This window comes from Paenarthrobacter sp. TYUT067 (genome assembly GCF_023656375.1).
In the GTDB taxonomy this organism is placed as follows: domain Bacteria; phylum Actinomycetota; class Actinomycetes; order Actinomycetales; family Micrococcaceae; genus Arthrobacter.
In genome coordinates, this window is sequence record NZ_JAMOIT010000020.1 from 17,173 (window position 1) to 34,094 (window position 16,922).

17 protein-coding genes, 2 tRNA genes and 1 other RNA gene are annotated in these 16,922 nt (G+C 61.3%); 12 read left to right on the plus strand and 8 right to left on the minus strand.

The window, feature by feature from the left end; genetic code table 11:
- Positions 1 to 86 precede the first annotated feature (86 nt).
- Together MOD31_RS17185 and MOD31_RS17190 are read left to right on the plus strand one after the other, a co-directional pair.
- On the plus strand, positions 87 to 998 hold the full coding sequence (locus MOD31_RS17185) for a Nif3-like dinuclear metal center hexameric protein (RefSeq protein ID WP_223940441.1): 912 nt from the start codon (positions 87 to 89) through the stop codon (positions 996 to 998).
- An 88-nt stretch (positions 999 to 1,086) separates the two neighbouring features.
- Positions 1,087 to 1,824, plus strand: coding sequence for a zinc ribbon domain-containing protein (locus MOD31_RS17190; protein ID WP_166840484.1), 738 nt, complete (start codon positions 1,087 to 1,089; stop codon positions 1,822 to 1,824).
- Positions 1,825 to 1,848: 24 nt separating this feature from the next.
- Here the strand turns inward: MOD31_RS17190 and MOD31_RS17195 are convergent, their stop codons facing one another.
- Complete coding sequence (locus MOD31_RS17195) at positions 1,849 to 2,613, minus strand: peroxide stress protein YaaA (protein ID WP_166840486.1); 765 nt, start codon at positions 2,611 to 2,613, stop codon at positions 1,849 to 1,851.
- Between the two features lie 57 nt (positions 2,614 to 2,670).
- Here MOD31_RS17195 and rnpB point away from each other — a divergent pair.
- The 4 genes from rnpB to MOD31_RS17215 all read left to right on the plus strand — a co-directional run bounded on the left by rnpB (position 2,671) and on the right by MOD31_RS17215 (position 6,019).
- Positions 2,671 to 3,063: RNase P RNA component class A (gene rnpB / locus MOD31_RS17200), an RNA gene on the plus strand.
- A 263-nt stretch (positions 3,064 to 3,326) separates the two neighbouring features.
- A complete protein-coding gene (locus tag MOD31_RS17205; protein ID WP_142938975.1) occupies positions 3,327 to 4,814 on the plus strand; it encodes a glyceraldehyde-3-phosphate dehydrogenase in 1,488 nt (495 codons plus the stop codon).
- A gap of 73 nt (positions 4,815 to 4,887) precedes the next feature.
- Complete coding sequence (locus MOD31_RS17210) at positions 4,888 to 5,097, plus strand: hypothetical protein (RefSeq protein WP_142938976.1); 210 nt, start codon at positions 4,888 to 4,890, stop codon at positions 5,095 to 5,097.
- 121 nt (positions 5,098 to 5,218) lie between these two features.
- The gene (locus tag MOD31_RS17215; RefSeq protein WP_250821200.1) at positions 5,219 to 6,019 is read left to right on the plus strand and encodes an HNH endonuclease family protein; all 801 of its coding nucleotides are present in this window, start codon (positions 5,219 to 5,221) and stop codon (positions 6,017 to 6,019) included.
- On the opposite strand, the gene MOD31_RS22075 is transcribed toward MOD31_RS17215, so the two are convergent.
- From MOD31_RS22075 to orn, 4 genes are all read right to left on the minus strand, one after another.
- Complete coding sequence (locus MOD31_RS22075) at positions 6,004 to 6,816, minus strand: acyltransferase domain-containing protein (protein ID WP_250821201.1); 813 nt, start codon at positions 6,814 to 6,816, stop codon at positions 6,004 to 6,006. The genes MOD31_RS17215 and MOD31_RS22075 overlap by 16 nt on opposite strands.
- Positions 6,817 to 6,819: 3 nt before the next feature.
- A complete protein-coding gene (gene def / locus MOD31_RS17225) occupies positions 6,820 to 7,392 on the minus strand; it encodes a peptide deformylase (protein WP_142938979.1) in 573 nt (190 codons plus the stop codon).
- A gap of 151 nt (positions 7,393 to 7,543) precedes the next feature.
- Positions 7,544 to 7,619, minus strand: a tRNA-His gene (locus tag MOD31_RS17230).
- A 133-nt stretch (positions 7,620 to 7,752) separates the two neighbouring features.
- Positions 7,753 to 8,388, minus strand: coding sequence for an oligoribonuclease (gene orn, locus MOD31_RS17235; RefSeq protein ID WP_142938980.1), 636 nt, complete (start codon positions 8,386 to 8,388; stop codon positions 7,753 to 7,755).
- A gap of 147 nt (positions 8,389 to 8,535) precedes the next feature.
- Between orn and mptB the strand changes: the two genes are divergently transcribed.
- A complete protein-coding gene (gene mptB / locus MOD31_RS17240) occupies positions 8,536 to 10,092 on the plus strand; it encodes a polyprenol phosphomannose-dependent alpha 1,6 mannosyltransferase MptB (protein ID WP_374206999.1) in 1,557 nt (518 codons plus the stop codon).
- A gap of 33 nt (positions 10,093 to 10,125) precedes the next feature.
- On the opposite strand, the gene MOD31_RS17245 is transcribed toward mptB, so the two are convergent.
- Positions 10,126 to 10,812: a DNA alkylation repair protein gene (locus tag MOD31_RS17245; RefSeq protein WP_250821203.1), complete on the minus strand. Its 687-nt coding sequence runs from the start codon at positions 10,810 to 10,812 to the stop codon at positions 10,126 to 10,128.
- Between the two features lie 98 nt (positions 10,813 to 10,910).
- Here MOD31_RS17245 and map point away from each other — a divergent pair, with 98 nt between their 5' ends.
- Positions 10,911 to 11,678 (plus strand): type I methionyl aminopeptidase, encoded by a 768-nt coding sequence (gene map, locus MOD31_RS17250; protein WP_166840495.1) that lies wholly within the window; start codon positions 10,911 to 10,913, stop codon positions 11,676 to 11,678.
- A gap of 268 nt (positions 11,679 to 11,946) precedes the next feature.
- On the opposite strand, the gene MOD31_RS17255 is transcribed toward map, so the two are convergent.
- Complete coding sequence (locus MOD31_RS17255; RefSeq protein WP_142938983.1) at positions 11,947 to 12,501, minus strand: single-stranded DNA-binding protein; 555 nt, start codon at positions 12,499 to 12,501, stop codon at positions 11,947 to 11,949.
- Positions 12,502 to 12,720: 219 nt separating this feature from the next.
- Here MOD31_RS17255 and MOD31_RS17260 point away from each other — a divergent pair.
- The 3 genes from MOD31_RS17260 to ettA all read left to right on the plus strand — a co-directional run bounded on the left by MOD31_RS17260 (position 12,721) and on the right by ettA (position 15,184).
- A tRNA-Arg gene (locus tag MOD31_RS17260) sits at positions 12,721 to 12,793 on the plus strand.
- Positions 12,794 to 12,929: 136 nt separating this feature from the next.
- Positions 12,930 to 13,445: a hypothetical protein gene (locus MOD31_RS17265; protein WP_238703414.1), complete on the plus strand. Its 516-nt coding sequence runs from the start codon at positions 12,930 to 12,932 to the stop codon at positions 13,443 to 13,445.
- A 56-nt stretch (positions 13,446 to 13,501) separates the two neighbouring features.
- Positions 13,502 to 15,184: an energy-dependent translational throttle protein EttA gene (gene ettA, locus MOD31_RS17270; protein WP_250821204.1), complete on the plus strand. Its 1,683-nt coding sequence runs from the start codon at positions 13,502 to 13,504 to the stop codon at positions 15,182 to 15,184.
- 96 nt (positions 15,185 to 15,280) lie between these two features.
- Here the strand turns inward: ettA and MOD31_RS17275 are convergent, their stop codons facing one another.
- Positions 15,281 to 16,186 (minus strand): acyl-CoA thioesterase II, encoded by a 906-nt coding sequence (locus tag MOD31_RS17275; protein WP_166840498.1) that lies wholly within the window; start codon positions 16,184 to 16,186, stop codon positions 15,281 to 15,283.
- Between the two features lie 63 nt (positions 16,187 to 16,249).
- Here MOD31_RS17275 and MOD31_RS17280 point away from each other — a divergent pair, with 63 nt between their 5' ends.
- Positions 16,250 to 16,921: a hypothetical protein gene (locus MOD31_RS17280; RefSeq protein WP_250821205.1), complete on the plus strand. Its 672-nt coding sequence runs from the start codon at positions 16,250 to 16,252 to the stop codon at positions 16,919 to 16,921.
- The last annotated feature ends 1 nt before the right edge of the window (position 16,922 follow it).

Sequence of the window (16,922 nt, forward strand, 5' to 3'; positions counted from 1 at the left end):
GGCACCAGGGAGGTGCCACGGAGTGGCGGCTACTTGATGGGGGCTCAGTAGGGAAGAAATCTGGCTCAGTAGGGAAGAATAAGAGCATGGAAGCAGTAAACACCCACATTTCTGATGTGGATTCCGTCGAAGAGGACGAAACAGAGGACGGCAACGCTGATCCTACGCTCGGTCAGGTGTTGCTGGCTGTGGAGGAACTGTGGCCGGAGTCCCTGGCTGAAGACTGGGATGAGGTTGGCCTTGTTGTTGGCCGGCCCAATGTTCCCGTCACCAAAGTTCTCTTTGCCGTGGATCCCACGCTGGCCGTGATCGATGAGGCCGTGGAGTGGGGAGCGGACCTGCTGATCACCCATCACCCGCTTCTTCTCAAAGGCGTGAACTCTGTTGCGGCCACCTCAGCGAAGGGCCTAGCGGTGCACCGGCTGATAGAGGCAGGGACAGGGCTGTTGACCGTGCACACCAATGGAGATTCAGCCGTGGGTGGAGTTTCAGATGTTCTGGCTGATGCCTTCGGCCTGGAAAACGTCACGCCCTTGACGCCGGCAAGCAACGGTTTGCCTGAGGAGGGTATTGGCAGGGTAGGAGACCTCCCTGACCTTGAGACACTCGGTGACTTCGCTGCCCGCGTCTTTGAAATGTTGCCGGCCGTCGCAGGCGGTGTCCGGGTAGCTGGAGACAAAGACGGCCTGATCCGGCGCGTTGCGGTGTGCGGCGGAGCCGGTGACAGCTTGTTCGACGCAGTTCGAGCCGCCAACGCTGATGTGTACGTCACAGCAGACATGCGTCACCATCCAGCATCCGAAGCCCGTGAGGGCGCCACCAATGGCCGGCCCTATTTGATTGACGTTTCGCACTTCGCCAGTGAGTGGCTGTGGCTGCCTGCTGCCGCTGAAGCGTTGGGCAACGTGCTGGCGGACCAGGGCTACGACGTCGAGATCCGCGTCAGCGGCACCAACAGTGATCCCTGGGACTTCATACTCACTCCCGGCGGGGACTAGAGTCTAGAAAGATATGGACAGCCCTGACAGTCAGAGGCGGTCCGGCCGGACCTGATCCCCAGGCCGGCAGCTAATAGCGGAGGTAAGCGTGGCGAAAGCAGCACCGGCAGAACAATTGAAGTTGCTTGAACTGCAGGGACTGGATGCCAAGCTCAGGTCGCTTGCGGGCCGCCGGAAGGTTCTGGAAACGGATCCACGCATCACTGACCTCACGGATGCGCTGAGCGTGGCCAACGGCGAGCTCGGCTCGGCCAAGGTTGCCGTTCACGACGCCGAAGCCGAACTTCGCCGCGCGGAAGCCGATGTGGAACAGGTAGCCACCCGTATCCAACGCGACGAGACCCGGCTGAACAGCGGCACCGGGCTGTCCAAGGATCTTGTGGCGCTGCAGAGTGACATTGCCTCCCTCAACAAGCGTCGCTCGGACCTTGAGGACGTTGAACTCGAAATCCTGGAGCGCCTGGATACTTTGCGCGAGCGGCAGGCAGCCCAGCAGTCGATCGTTGACGACATTCAGGGTTCCTTTGGCAGCATCCGGGCTGAACTGGATGAAGCCATTGCCGAGATCGCCGCCGAGGAAACAGTGGTTCGGGGGCAGCGCGCCGCCTTCGCCGAATCCTTGGACGCGGGCATTCTCGCCATCTACGAGAAGACCATTGCCAAACGTGGAGTCGGGGCAGCACGGCTGTTCCACGGAAAGTCCGAAGGCTCCGGCATGATGCTCAGCCCTGGCGACCTCGCCGAAGTCAAAGCCGCCGCTGAGGACGATATTGTCTTTTGCCCGGATTCAGGTGTCATCCTGGTCCGTTCGGCGGAGTGGAACTGACGCAGCCCAACATCAGTTGGACGCTCAGGTGGTGAGGATGATGTTGAGCGCGTGCGGCTTGCGGGCCGTGCCTTCAACGAGTTCAGCAGTCCAGATCTCCCGGGCAGCCTTCAAGAGCTGATCCGGGGTTGCCGGGGCCTTACCGCGCCGGGTCAGCAGGTGGCGGGCCAGTTCGCCCCGGGTGTGTTTGGCGAAGTGACTGACAACCGTGCGCTTGCCGTTCGCTTCGTTGAAAACGTTGATGTTGACTGTTTGCGTCGCCGGGGGAGCCCAGGCAGCAGCGTAGGTACTGGAGCGGCAGTCCACCAACAGTTCGCCGTCGGCGCGTGAGGCGAGGGCAGCGTTAAGCTGCGGCTTCCAGTACGTGGCGAGGCGGCCGACGTCGGGCAGTGCCGTTCCCATGGACAGGCGATAGGCAGGCACGTGGTCGCCGAAGCCTATGGCGCCCCACAGGGCGGAAACCACCAGGACGGATTCGTTCGCCTTGCGGCGCTGCGTTGGCGTCATGCTGTTGTAGCCCAAGGCGTCGTAGAGGACTCCGGAATAGACCTGATGTGCGGGAGCGGCTGGTTCGGCATGCAGCCGGGTATTGCGTTCGACGTCGTCCCGCAACGAGGCGCCGACCCCCAGCAGCGCCAGTGCATCCTCGTGCGCGCTCACCGTACCCAGTGCTTCGAGTACTTTTGCACGGTAGGGGTTCAGTTCGGGGAAGCTGAGCGATTCCCAGTTAATGGCGGGACCGTTGGCAGCGGGGGTCTTGCCTTCGGAAGGCGGCAGCAGAATCAGCACCAGTCGATATTACCGGGGACTTTGGTAGGCCCCAACGCCGGTAGACTGGACGGCGGATGGGTCGACCAGGCGGTCGCGCGTCACGGAAGTGGCTCGAGGAACGTCCGGGCTCCGAAGAGCAGGGTGGTGGGTAACGCCCACTCGGGGTAACCCGCAGGCCAGTGCCACAGAGAACAGACCGCCTGCGCGCTGTGATGTTTTGCATCGCGGGGCAGCAGGTAAGGGTGAAACGGTGGTGTAAGAGACCACCAGCTCCCTGGGTGACCGGGGAGGCTAGGTAAACCCCACCCGGAGCAAGGCCAGACAGGACACGCTTGAGGGCTGCTCGCCCGAGTGTCCGGGTAGGCTGCTGGAGGGCGTCGGCAACGGCGTTCGTAGATGGATGGCCGCCACTCCCTTGCCGGTAACGGCAGGGGATGACAGAACCCGGCGTATCGGTCGACCCATCCATTTATGACTCCCGGATTTGTGCCGTGTGAGTGATTTCACGCCCCGGGGCGGCCTGCAGCCCTTCCTTCCGCCCTAGAATGGTTACTGAACGTAGATGTTCTGCCGCCGGGACTGCGTTCGCAGCCGGCGGATTTTCTTTGCTCTCGTTCAAGGCGCTGTGGGTGGACCGAAGCCCGCTGGCGCATGTGCCGCAGGACTACTCCGGGCGGCCGCTGCCATCTACATACGAGGACGTATGTGGTTGACCCAAGGAAGGTAGTTCTGTGAGCCAGACGTCAGATTCTTGTCTTGATAAGTGGATGGGCCGGGAGGCTCTCGCCGAGGCCATGATTCCGGTAATCGGCCGGTTGTACCGGGAAAATAATGTGGTCACGAGCATCCACGGCCGGAGCCTGATCAACAAGTCCACCATGAACATCCTCAAGGCCCACCGTTTTGCGCGCCGGATGAGCAACCACGAGCTGCTGCTAGAAGAGACTGCGCCGCTGCTGAACGCGTTGTCTGAGTTGGAGCTCGGCGCAGCCGCCATTGACATTGCACGCTTGACTGAGAAGTTCCGGGCCGAAGGCAATGGTGCCTCCCTGGATGAATACCTGCGCTCCGAGCTCGCGGAGATCGTGGGAAAGCGTGGCGCTGACGACCGCACCAGCACCGACGTCGTTCTCTACGGCTTTGGCCGTATCGGCCGTCTCCTGGCCCGCATCCTCATTGAAAAGGCCGGTGGCGGACACGGCCTGCGGCTCCGCGCCATCGTTGTTCGCAAGGGCGCTGAGAACGATCTTGTGAAGCGTGCCAGCCTGCTGCGCCGCGACTCCGTTCACGGTTCCTTCGAGGGCACCATCCGCGTGGACGAGGAAGCCAACACCATCACCGCCAACGGTGTGCAGGTCCAGGTCATTTACTCGGACAACCCCGCCACTGTGGACTACACCGCATATGGCATCAAGGATGCCTTGGTGGTGGACAACACCGGCCGTTGGCGCGACGCCGATGGCCTCTCCCAGCACCTGCAGAGCAAGGGCGTTGCCCGCGTCCTGTTGACGGCACCAGGCAAGGGCGACCTCAAGAACATCGTCCACGGCATCAACCACAAGGACATCTCCGATGACGACAAGATCGTCACCGCGGCGTCCTGCACCACCAACGCCATTACGCCGGTGCTGAAGGCCATCAACGACAAGTTCGGCATCATTCACGGCCACGTGGAAACGGTTCACTCGTTCACCAACGACCAAAACCTGATCGACAACTTCCACAAGGGTGACCGCCGCGGCCGTTCGGCAGCACTGAACATGGTCATCACGGAGACCGGTGCCGCCAAGGCTGTAGCCAAGGCGCTCCCGGAACTTCAGGGCAAACTCACGGGAAATGCCATCCGCGTGCCCACCCCGGACGTCTCCATGGCCATCCTGAACCTCAACCTTGAGAACGGCACCACGCGCGATGAAGTCAACGACTTCCTCCGCGAAATGTCCCTGCACTCGGATCTTCGCAAGCAGATCGACTACATTGACTCTCCCGATGTGGTGTCCACTGACTTCGTTGGCTCGCGTCGCGCCGGCATTGTTGATGGCCTCGCAACGATTTCCAACGACAAGAACCTGGTTCTTTACGTCTGGTACGACAACGAGTTCGGCTACTCCTGCCAGGTTGTGCGTGTCATGGAAGAAATGGCCGGTGTGAACCCGCCGTCGTTCCCCGCGCGTGACGTGATTGCTCCCATCGCAGTACTTGAAGGGGCAGGAGCCTAGGCGCTCCGAAGTATTCGCGGGTTTCCCGGCTGAGTCACTGGTATCAGCCGGGAAACCTGATCAAAATGGGTTCATGGAAAACGAATCAACGTTGGAACATGAGACCACGCTTGAACACGCCTTGGACGTAGCCAAGGCCAACCACAAACAAGCGCAGAAGCTTCTGGACCAGGCGGTGGCGGGAAACGCCGCAGGTGATGTGCCGGACGAACGTGTAGAACAACTACGAGGACTCCTCGCCCTGGCAACCGAGGACCTGCAACGCGTGACACGGGAGCAATAGACCCGGTCACGCGACACCTCACTGCAGTGTGACTTCTCCTACACACTGTGGATATCGACTCTGATGTCGGGGCTTTGTCCTACGCTCGAAGGACGTCGCCAGTCCCACTGAACGGAGTCTCTTGAGTACCACTTGGTCTGCCTACAAACGCGCCCGGCGGAGGTCACGTCAAGCGTGGGCCATTCTTGGATTGGCAGCTGCAACCGTCGTTGCTGGGCTTTCCTGGTACTTCACCGCCGGTCAATTCAACGCCGCAGAACCGTGGGCGGCCGGCCCTAGCGAAGCACCCGTCTTCAATCCTGGCTGGATGAAACCCCTTCGCGGGGCGGCACTTGTTCCGCCCGAGAAGGCAGGCGATGCTTTGGAACATCTCCCGGTCAAAGGACGTGCGCAGAAGTCGGACTACAACAGAGCCGCCTTCGGCCAAGCCTGGGCAGACGCTGACCGCAATGGATGCGATACCAGAAATGACATTCTGCGGAGGGACCTCTCTGCAGTCGAGTTCACGAAGGGTTCATCGTGCAAGGTCTCCGGAGGTAGCTTCCACGAACCCTACACAGGGGCGCAGGTAACATTCCAAAGAGGCCAGGACACCAGCGCCGCAGTTCAAATCGATCACGTAGTGGCCCTCGCCGACGCCTGGCAGAAGGGAGCCCAGCAGCTCACTGTCCAACAGCGGCAAATGTTTGCGAACGACCCCCTGAACCTGATCGCCGCGGACGGACCCGCCAACGTCAAGAAAGGTGCAGGAGACGCCGCCACGTGGCTGCCGGCCAACAAAAATTTCCGCTGCCACTACGTCGCGCGGCAAGTCTCGGTGAAGGCGGCGTATCAACTGTGGATTACGCAAGCCGAAAAAGACGCCATGAAGCGGGTCCTTTCCTCTTGCCCGGACCAGCAAACCATCTACAGTGCCAGGTGACCGTGCCCCAGCTGCCAGGCGCCGCCGTCGTCGATCCGCTCCAGGACCACGCGCTGAAGTGAGGTTTCCCGCGGAAGCCTATCCAGGTTGTCCAGTCCCCGCTGCCTGAAGGTGAAGTAGATGGCATCCGTAGGAGCATCAGTGCAGCGATCCAAGGTGAAGCGACGAGCAAAGGACGCGATGTTGCTCTTAGGCAGGCGCTCCACGAGGTACGGGTCCAGCATCCAGGAATCGCATGTGGCTTTGTGGGCAGGCTTGTCCGGAAAATACCGGGTGAAGAAAGCCCGGGCCTGCGAGAAGCTGGCATCCACCAATTCGGGGGAGAGCGACCCATCCTCGGGAATGTGGACCCCCAGAACCCACTCTGGGCCTGGATCTGCGGCGGGCACCAAATGGAACTGTAGCCGTCCCAGCCGGAATAGATTTCCTGCCATGTGCAATGTCAGCCAGGCCCAGGTATCCAGTCCAAACCGTCCATGGACCCGTCGGTTGATGCGGAGCTGTAGACCCAGGTCTGCCAAGGAAGCAGCCGAAACCGCCGGACTGATTCCGAGACCCACATGATAAGCGTGAACTGACGGGGCAAAACGGAGCAGGGCTTCGATCCAGACCGCCTCCACGGCGCCTTCTGCCCGGATGCTGTCTACCGGAAAGGCACCAAGCCTCTCCTGCATCGCCTCCATAGCCTGAAGAACAGGCTCATCCGCAGGCGTGTCCAGAAGGTGGGCGCATGCAGCGGCATCTTCGCCGGTGATATCCAGGAGCTCGAAAAGCTCCGTGTGAGGGCTGGCGGCCACGGCTCAGTGCCCGAACGGATCTGGATCGACGCCAGGCATCCAAGTCAGTCCAGGAACACCCCAGCCGTTCTTCTTGGCCTGCTTCAACGCCTTCTTGGAGTACCGGTCCACAAGGCGGTTGACATACAGTTTGCCGTCCAAGTGGTCGAACTCGTGTTGCAGGATTCTGGCGAACCACCCTGTCGCTTCGAAATCCAAGGGGTTGCCGTTGCCGTCAAAACCCTGAACCCGTGCCCATTCTGCGCGTTGCAACGGGTAGTACTCGCCCGGGAAGGACAAGCATCCTTCAACATGTTCGTCGGGATCCGGAAGTGCCCCCGAGACCTTGGAAAGTGTCAGCACCGGGTTGACCACCACGCCCTGCTCCGGCACGTCGTCATCGTTGGCGTACTTGTAGACAAAGAGTCGCTTACCCACGCCGATCTGAGGAGCGGCGAGTCCAACCCCGTTGGCGGCATCATTGGTTTCGAACATGTCCGCGATCAAGCCGCGGAGTTCATCATCGAAAACCTCCACCTCGCTTGCCCGGCGGTGCAACACAGGTTCGCCCCAGATAGTGACTGGCAGGACGGTCATCTCAGCATTTCCTTCGTTTAGCGCGGTAGTCCGGTGGCGGTCCGGCCGCGGCCTCGGACGTGGCCGCGTGACCCGCTCCGGGTTAAAAGCAAAGGCCGCACCGGATAACCGGTGCGGCCTTTGTGGAAACCGGCTCTGGAGCCAATCTCGGTGGGGTGAGCTACGGGGGTTGAACCCGCGACCTCCTGGACCACAACCAGGCGCTCTGCCAACTGAGCTAAGCCCACCATGCGCCTTATCGGGACTGAACCGTTTGACCGGCTTTCCTCCAAGGCAACGACAAATAGCTTACCTGCTGTTTTGGGGTGCAAAGTCCACTTTTGCCGTTTTTGGCGAAAAAACCTTGAAAAATGGTGCAGATCACACCCGTTCGCTGGATCCCAAGGTCTCAGCGGTGGCCATGATCTCCTTGGAAATGCGCTGTGCTGTGGCGGTGTCCGGTCCCGGCGTAGGAACGAAAACAGCCTGGCGGTAGTAACGCAGCTCGTCGATCGAGTCCTTGATGTCGCCCAATGCACGGTGGCCGCCATGCTTGGCGGGGGACTGGAAGTACGCGCGAGGGAACCAGCGGCGTGAGAGCTCCTTGATGGTGCTGACATCGATCACGCGGTAGTGAAGATGTTCCACGATGTTGGGCATATCCCGGGCCAGGAACATCCGGTCAGTTCCCACGGAGTTGCCGCCCAAGGGTGCCTTGCGGGGATCCGGGACCCACTTTTCGATGTATTCGAGGACCTGCGCCTCGGCCTCGGCCATGGTCTTTCCCCGGGGAAGCTCATCCAGGAGCTTGGAGCGGGTGTGCATGTCCCGCACGAAGTCGTTCATTTGCTCCAGCGCGGCATCATCGGGCTTGATAACCACATCCACGCCTTCGCCCAGGATATTGAGTTCGGAATCTGTCACCAGCGCAGCGACCTCAATCAAGGCGTCGTTGATGAGGTCCAAGCCGGTCATTTCGCAGTCGATCCAGACGATGCGTTCATTAGTAATAGGCACTCGCCCAGCCTATCGCTCAGTGGCTTCCAAGTGCTCCGATGGTACGATTTTTGAGCGCGGCAGCGTCGTTTCGTCCTGTTGCCGAACGCCCCCATGACGCAGAACTTTGACCCGACCGCAGCGGGTGAACGATTGGATGACGACCACATGACGGTGCCAATACCCGCCGCCCAGTTGGCAGGGGCAGCAACGCCGTCAGCCGACGCTGTAGGCGGCGAGGTAGATAACGCACGTTCGCCTTTGATCGCCGGCTTCATTGGTTCCATGTTCATGGTGTTCGGCTCCTTGGGCGTTGGCTGGCTTGCCCCCGTTTCGGAACTGCGTAGGTTGCCGCTCTTTATCTGGATGCGCACCGAAGGTGTCGGCGTTGGTCTGTCGATCGTGCTGTTGGCCATCGGTGGCATGCTGCTTGTCCGCGCCTGGCTGCGATTGGGCCAGCGCGTCCGGGTGTGGGGATTGGAAGCCCGAAAGGCGACGCTGCAGGCCGTGGCGGCTTGGGGGCTGCCCATGATGTTCACTGTTCCGCTCTTCAGCAGGGACGTCTACGCCTACATCGGTCAAGGCCGGTTGATGGTGGAAGGCATAAACCCTTATGAGAACGGGATTTCAGCCCTGCCCAACTACTTCCAGCTTGGCGCCGACAAGATGTGGACCGAGGCGCCTGTTCCCTACGGCCAGTTGTTCCTGTGGATAGAGCAGTTCGTGGTGTGGGTGACCAACGTACAGCCCGAAGCAAGCATTATGCTTTTCCGCCTTGTTGCTGCGGCGGGCGTGGTCCTCTGCATCATCTACGTGCCCAAGCTTGCGGAGCTTCACGGAGTGAATCCGCACAGGGCACTGTGGCTGACAGCGGCCAACCCGCTCTTCCTCACCAACTTCATTGCCAGTGTTCACAACGATGCTTTGATGATCGGGCTGGCACTGGCTGGCCTGTACTACTGTGCTACCCGTCGCGTCATTCGAGGGCTGGTGCTTGTCACGCTCTCCATCTCCATCAAGCCGATCACCGTGGTGTTCCTGCCCTTTATCGGACTCCTGTGGGCGGGCAAGCATGCCTCGTGGCCGCGCAAATTCCTTTATTGGTTCCTCACGGCCGCGCTGAGCTTCGGTCTCCTCTACGCCTTGAGTCTGGTCAACGGTTTCGGATTCGGCTGGATCAACGGTCTGTCGGCTCCTGGCAGCGTGTGGATTTGGTACGCGCCTGTCGGTCTCATCGGTATGGTTGTTGCCCTGATCTTCAATGCCTTTGGCTTGGACGGCTGGGCTTTGGCGAAGTGGGTTTACGACGCCGGCAAGGTGCTGATGGTTGCGGCCGTGGCATGGCTGATTTTCCGAGGCGAGTACGATCGCCTGATGCGACGGCTTACCTTGGCTTTTGCTGTTATTGTCATGCTCGCCCCCATGATCCAGTCGTGGTACGTAGTGTGGCTGATACCGCTGTTTGCCGTGACGGGTATCCGCAACGACTGGCAGGTCAAAGCGCTCTATTTCATCGTGTCGTTCTTTATGGTTTACGCGATCTCGGACCAGTTGGACGTGTTCCCTTACCTTCAAAGCGAAGACCTGGGACTGGCCCTCATTCTGGCCCGTTACGGTGCGGCCCTCATTGCGCTCTTGTTCGCGGTCTATCTGATCTTCGTGGATCCGAAGACAAAGGGTTTGTTCCGGGTAAGGGATGAAGCCGGTCTGCGTCCCATCATCTGAGCAGTTCGTGGGTCGAGCCCCGCCGCTACCGGCTTAGCCGTCCGGCAACAGCCGCAGTGCCTCGCGGGTGGAGAGTGGACTCAGAGCACCCGCGTTATTGGAAACGAAAGCCCTGACCCAGGCGGGGTCGGTTTTGCTGTACTCCCGTAGCGCCCATCCGATGGCCTTGCGAATGAAGAACTCGTTGTCGGAGAAGTTCGAGGAGATGACCGCTGCCAGGAGGTCGGTGTCAGTTTTCGCTTTGGCTCCAAGTTGGGCAGTGATAGCGGCCCGCCGGACCCATATGTCGCCGTCTGTGGACCACTGACGAAGGACCGGAGTCAGGGTGGCTGGATTGGCGAGCAGGAGTCCGCCGATCCGATGCGCGACTCCATCGACGAGATCCCACCAAGCGCCGGTACGAATGATCTCCTCGTAAATGGGCAACATCTGCAGGTCGTCCTTGACCATTTGCAGGCCCGTCAGATCGATGGCTGCGTACCGCTCTTCCCGGACCCCAGCTTCGCGCCAGAGCTCAAGAACGGCTTTTCGCAGATCATCCGGAGACGCCACAGGGTACTGCTTCGCCGCTTCTTTCACGATCTTGCGTACCTCGGGAACCCGGACACCCAAAGAAGGCATCTCCGATTTCATATACGCCTGGGCACCAATTCCCCGCTCGGAGTCGGCCGAAGATCGGAGGGTAGACCGGATTGCGTGCACCAGGACATTGTTGGTCATGCCACAACTCTAGAGCGGGTATTGCCGCCCGCAGGGTCCAAGGGTGGCCAGGGACTGTGGGCCTCGCTCCCGCTGTGGGGCCGCCGTAGAGTGGGGAGATGTCAATGCTGAAATCACCGGACCAAATCTCGATGATGCGCGAGGCCGGTCGCGTGGTGGCCAACGCCCTGTCCGCGGTGCGGGAGCGAGCTGATGTGGGCGTTTCACTGAAGGAGCTCGACGACGTCGCAGCATCCGTGATTTACGACGCCGGCGCAAAGCCTGCGTTCCTCGACTACCACCCACGCTGGGCGGCCGTGCCGTTCCCCGGGGTGATCTGTACCAGCGTCAACGACGCCGTGGTCCACGGGATCCCGAATGGATACGTACTTGAGGACGGCGATCTGCTCAGTGTTGACTGTGGCGCCTTCCTGGAAGGTTGGTGCGGTGATTCGGCCGTCAGCTTCGTCGTCGGGACCGGCGACCCGGTGGATCAGGAGCTGGTGGCAGCTACAGAGGCAGCACTGACGCGCGGCATCGAGGCAGCGCGGGTAGGCAGCAAGATGGGCGACCTTGCCTATGCAATCGGCGGTGAGGCGAAACGTGCGGGCTTTGGGTTGTTGGCTGATCACGGTGGGCATGGCATCGGCCGGACAATGCATGCCGAACCTCCCGTTCCCAACCTGGGCCGGCCTGGCCGGGGCATGAAGCTCGAAGAGGGCCTGGTCATTGCCATTGAACCCATGTTGATATTGGGCGGCAAGGACGACTACTACCACGACGAGGACGAATGGACTCTTCGTTCGGCAAACGGCCGACGCGCCGCCCATAGCGAACACACTGTGGCCATCACGGCTGAAGGGCCGGTCATCCTGACGCTGCCTTGATGACGGTTCCGGTTACTGAACCGCATTATTGTTTGCGGAGCCGCACAACTGGCCGGCCTGGAGCAGATTCGGGCACTTTTCCGGCAAGGGCGAACCACCGGCACCAGCACCGGGACGGTTCGCCCTTGGTTCCGAACAATTCCTCAACGGCCGCCCAGGTAGCAGGAGCCGTTTCGATCCTCGAAGGAGCATGGTCGTGTGGCATGGGCCCAGAAGAGGCCCGGCATGCAGGGCTGGTCCCGCTGGCCTCCGGGTCTTGGTGCGCCGATCAAACGCCGGCACCCACCAGTTCCCCCGTTGTGGTGTTGACCAGTAGGGGGCCGGTGCCGTCAGGGTTCTCTACGGTGCTTGAGATGGACTCGTCTTCGGGAGGATCTATCTCCTGGCCTTCGGAGTCCCACTCATTGTTGCGGTCAGGGGTCCCAGGCGCTTCCACAGCAGGTGCGGAGTCAGCAGGGGCTGAGGTGCCATTCATTCGGGTGAAGTTGGCGGAGCCCCACATGAGGTCATGCCCTACTGATTCGGCGTCGATTTCGGCCACATGGTAGACGCGGCCCTCATGTTCCCATTGCCGCAGCCGTAGCCTCCCAATGACGAGCACCCGTTGTCCCTTTTTGATGCTGCATCCAACGTGCCCGGCGAGGAAGCGGAATGACTGAACGGTGTACCAGTTGGTGTTTCCGTCCACCCAGGTGCTGGTAGCGCGATCGTAGCGGCGCTCCGTGGTTCCAAGGCGGAATGATGCGGTGGCAGTGCCCCGCGTAGTAGTGGAACTCTTGACCTCCGAGGCCACGAAGCCCCGGACGCTGATCATGTCATTCATTGGTGGTCCTTCTCGGTGTAGGGAGTGCCTGTCCGGCGCTTTCAGCTTCATCCAGGAAAGACCGGGAGGGGAGGTCTGTAATGGCCTATGTGAATAACCTTGGCTGTACAGCCGTTGTGGAGGAGTAGAAGCTGTAGCGTGGTGGTGGCAAGCTGTGAGGCGATCGCACTGTAAACTCTTTGTGGCGCCAGCGGCCCACGGTGGTCAGGGCGCCAGTGCGCCCCAGTAGCTCAGGGGATAGAGCAGCGGCCTTCTAATCCGCCGGTCGGGGGTTCGATTCCCTCCTGGGGCACATATAAGGGGTCTTGGCCTGCATAAACGCAGGTCAGGACCTCTTCTCCGTTAAGTCTGCCGCGAATTGCCACGGGCCTTGCAGGCTGCACTCTGTGTGAAATGCACTGCTGCGTGGATGGCACAATGGCTACGTGATGAGCAGGCAAACGGCACAGACAAAAAGCAGGGCAGCAGACGCATGGAAAGTCCGCGTCGCAGGACTGACGCTGATAATCGCTGCCGCGTTGACGATGACGGCCTGCACGCCACCGGCCACGTCATCCGCCGATCAGCCCGTGCAGCCTTCCACCCGCCCTGAAGCCTCCACCAACCCGGAAAACTCCGCCAGCCCACAGGCCACAGCCACGGTTGATCCCGCTGTTGCGGCAACCACCTCCGCCGTGGAGTCCACCCTGAAAACCCTGGTGGCCGGCAATCCCAAGCCGGACCGGGAGGCGCTAAGGACTGCCTTGGTTTCAGCGGGCATCCCTGCAGACAATGTGGAGGTGTCTGTGAGCCGCACGCCCACCGGATTGGACGTTGACGCCATGGAGGCCGCAGCCCGGACGGGCGATAGTTGCATCATGGGGCAAATCCGCGATGGTGGGGTAGTGGTCACCGTGCTGCCCGTGTTGGCCACGGGAAAATGCTTCGTGGGAGACGCCCGCTAGTTCCACCGCAGCGCTCGAATGTGAGTTAAGTACGCCTACCCATTAGATTTAAGGGCATGGCGGAATTCATTTACACGATGACCAAGGCTCGCAAGGCCGTTGGCGACAAACTTATTCTGGACGATGTCAGCATGTCGTTCTACCCTGGCGCGAAGATCGGCGTTGTGGGCCCGAACGGTGCTGGTAAGTCCACCATCCTGAAGATCATGGCCGGACTGGACACCCCGTCAAACGGCGAGGCCCGCCTGAGCCCCGGCTACACCGTGGGCATCCTCCTGCAGGAACCGCCGCTGAACGAGGAAAAGACCGTCCTGGGCAACGTCCAGGAAGGCGTTGGCGAGATCTATGGAAAGATCCAGCGCTTCAATGAGATCTCCGAAGAAATGGCCAACCCGGATGCCGACTACGACACACTCCTGGATGAGATGGGCAAGCTTCAGGAAGCCATTGACGCTGCGGATGCATGGGATATTGATTCCCAGCTTGAGCAGGCCATGGACGCGCTGCGCTGCCCGCCTGCCGATTCCGTTGTCACCGTCCTCTCCGGTGGTGAGCGCCGCCGCGTAGCGCTCTGCAAGCTTCTCTTGCAGAAGCCTGACCTTCTGCTCCTTGACGAGCCCACCAACCACTTGGATGCTGAGAGCGTTCTTTGGCTGGAGCAGCACCTCTCCCAGTACCCCGGCGCAGTCCTTGCCGTGACCCACGATCGCTACTTCCTGGATCACGTGGCCGAGTGGATTGCGGAAGTCGACCGCGGGCACCTGTACCCATACGAGGGCAACTACTCCACCTACTTGGAGAAGAAGAAAGCCCGTCTGGAGGTCCAGGGCAAGAAGGACGCGAAGCTCTCCAAGCGCCTTACCGAAGAACTTGAGTGGGTGCGCTCCAACGCCAAGGGCCGCCAGACCAAGTCAAAGGCACGTCTGGCCCGCTATGAAGAGATGGCGGCAGAGGCTGATCGCACCCGCAAGCTGGACTTCGAAGAGATCCAGATTCCGCCGGGACCGCGCTTGGGCTCCTTGGTTATCGAGGCCAAGAACCTGAAGAAGGGCTTCGACGATCGCGTACTGATCGATGGACTCTCCTTCTCGCTTCCCCGTAACGGCATTGTGGGCGTCATCGGCCCCAACGGTGTGGGTAAGTCCACGCTGTTCAAGACGATCGTCGGCATGGAGCCTCTGGATGACGGTGAGCTCAAGATCGGCGAGTCCGTGAAGATCTCCTACGTGGACCAGTCCCGTGGCGGCATCGACCCCAACAAGTCCCTCTGGGAAGTTGTCTCCGAAGGCCATGACTTCCTCCAGGTCGGTCAGGTCGAAATGCCTTCGCGTGCCTACGTTTCGGCGTTCGGTTTCAAGGGCCCGGACCAGCAGAAGAAGGCTGGTGTTCTCTCCGGTGGTGAGCGCAACCGCCTTAACCTGGCACTGACGCTCAAGCAGGGTGGCAACCTTCTCCTCCTTGACGAACCTACCAACGACCTCGACGTCGAAACTCTGGGCAGCCTCGAGAACGCCCTTCTCGAATTCCCCGGCTGCGCTGTGGTGGTCTCGCACGATCGTTGGTTCCTGGACCGGGTAGCGACGCACATCCTCGCCTACGAAGGTGACGACGAGAACCCCTCCAAGTGGTACTGGTTCGAGGGCAACTTCGACTCCTATGAGGAGAACAAGGTGGAGCGCCTCGGCCCCGATGCTGCCAAGCCGCACCGCGTCACGCACCGCCGCCTGACCCGCGACTAGAATCTCATCGCCTCAGGCACGAACGTAGAAAGGCCGGTCCCGTCAGGGACCGGCCTTTCTGTTCCAACGCGTCCCGGGCAGGAGGCTCTTCAGCGCCTACGGAACCCGGACCATTCCCTCTTGGGCAACGGTAGCCACATGCTGTCCGTCACGGTTGAAGATACGGCCTGTGGCGAGTCCCCGGGCACCTTGGGCGCTGGGGGATTCCTGGACGTAGAGCATCCACTCGTCAACGCGCACAGGGCGGTGCCACCACATGGCGTGATCAAGGCTGGCAACGCTCATGCCCGGCGTCATCCAGGCGAGGCCGTGCTTGCGGAGGATCGGCTCCAAAAGCGTGTAGTCGCTCGCGTAGGCCAGTGCTGCCCGGTGGAGGTTGGGGTCATCCGGGAGGGGCCCCATGGTCTTCATCCACACAGCGTTGGTCGCCACGTGATCGGCCGGCGGGGATACGTACAGTGCGGGGTCGATGTGCCGGACATCGAAGGGCCGCTCCGATGACATGTGGCGTGCCATGGGGTGATCGTAGTGGGATAAAAGTTCGGCGGTGCTGGGCAGGGAATCCGGATCCGGGATGCCTTCGGGCATCTCCGCCTGATGGTCCAAGCCGCTGTCTTCCACTTGGAAGGAAGCGATCATGGAGAGAATGGGCACACCGTCCTGGTAGGCATGGACGCGGCGGGCCGAGAAAGATCGGCCGTCGCGCAGTCTTTCCACCCCGAACGTGATCGGTTTGTTGGCGTCACCGGGACGCAGGAAGTAGCCATGCATGGAGTGCGCAGCCCTGTCAGGGTCCACGGTGCGCATGCCGGCCATCATGGATTGCGCCAACACTTGGCCCCCAAAAACACGGTGCCGTGGCTGCTTTTGGGACGGGCCCAGGAAGATGTCCTCATTGGTCCGGGCTCCATCAAAATCACCAAGGTCCAGCAGGCCGATCAGCACTTCCATGGGGTCTTCTACGGGTGCTTCCACCTCGAGGCCAGCATTCGTCTCAGTCATGGTTCGACTTTAGACGCCGCCCCGACCCCTCTCAACCGCGGACATGCCGGTAGAGTCGATGATGTGACAGACGTCTTGACCCAGTCCTTCCGCTTCGCCGATCCCCGTGACCTCGCAGACCTGCGAACGTTCGTCACCAGGGCAAAAAGCATCGACGACGGCGCCATCCGCCTCCAGGGCGCAGGCACCGTCCTGGCCGCATATGTGTGCGTGCTGAGGCCACGCATATTGGGTGAGTCCACCCCAACAATCCTTGGCTTGCGGACCATGGCCCTTGCTGAGCCGGCCCACGCAGACGTCACCGTGACGCTCGCCTCCGTTATGGACCGGTTGGCCAGGTCCGGTGCCGATGACGTGGAGCTGCCCATCCCGCCGTCGACCGTTTCCGAGTCCTGGGCGGGCGTTGGCGCGCCCCGAAGCGGCTGGGAGGCCCATGGCGCCATGCCCGACGCCGACCTCAAGGTGGCAGCCGAAGCCGGCATTGCGGAGGTGGCTGGCGTGATTCCCACAGCAGCGGGTGCCGCCGTGGTCAATAGCGCACGGGCAGCTGTTTGGGGCCGTGAACTTCCCGGCGCGGCCGGGCTGCCGGCAGGCGCCGCCTTCGCTGCCTTCGCGTTGGGTTTCCTGGGCGACGCTGAGCAAAAGGTCTTCCGCAATGGCCGCTGGTTCCGTCTGAGCGGACCCCGCGGCCATGTGCTGGTCAGGACCGGTGCAGGCCTGGGGCTCGGCTTCTAAA

Bases quoted from the DNA above. Each gene is read 5' to 3' on its own strand.
- MOD31_RS17185 (WP_223940441.1), top strand. From the start codon at position 87: ATGGAAGCAGTAAACACCCACATTTCTGATGTGGATTCCGTCGAAGAG.
- MOD31_RS17210 (WP_142938976.1), top strand. From the start codon at position 4,888: ATGGAAAACGAATCAACGTTGGAACATGAGACCACGCTTGAACACGCC.
- def (WP_142938979.1), bottom strand. From the start codon at position 7,392: ATGACCGTCCTGCCAGTCACTATCTGGGGCGAACCTGTGTTGCACCGC.
- mptB (WP_374206999.1), top strand. From the start codon at position 8,536: ATGACGGTGCCAATACCCGCCGCCCAGTTGGCAGGGGCAGCAACGCCG.
- MOD31_RS17245 (WP_250821203.1), bottom strand. From the start codon at position 10,812: ATGACCAACAATGTCCTGGTGCACGCAATCCGGTCTACCCTCCGATCT.
- map (WP_166840495.1), top strand. From the start codon at position 10,911: ATGTCAATGCTGAAATCACCGGACCAAATCTCGATGATGCGCGAGGCC.
- MOD31_RS17255 (WP_142938983.1), bottom strand. From the start codon at position 12,501: ATGAATGACATGATCAGCGTCCGGGGCTTCGTGGCCTCGGAGGTCAAG.
- MOD31_RS17265 (WP_238703414.1), top strand. From the start codon at position 12,930: ATGAGCAGGCAAACGGCACAGACAAAAAGCAGGGCAGCAGACGCATGG.
- ettA (WP_250821204.1), top strand. From the start codon at position 13,502: ATGGCGGAATTCATTTACACGATGACCAAGGCTCGCAAGGCCGTTGGC.
- MOD31_RS17275 (WP_166840498.1), bottom strand. From the start codon at position 16,186: ATGACTGAGACGAATGCTGGCCTCGAGGTGGAAGCACCCGTAGAAGAC.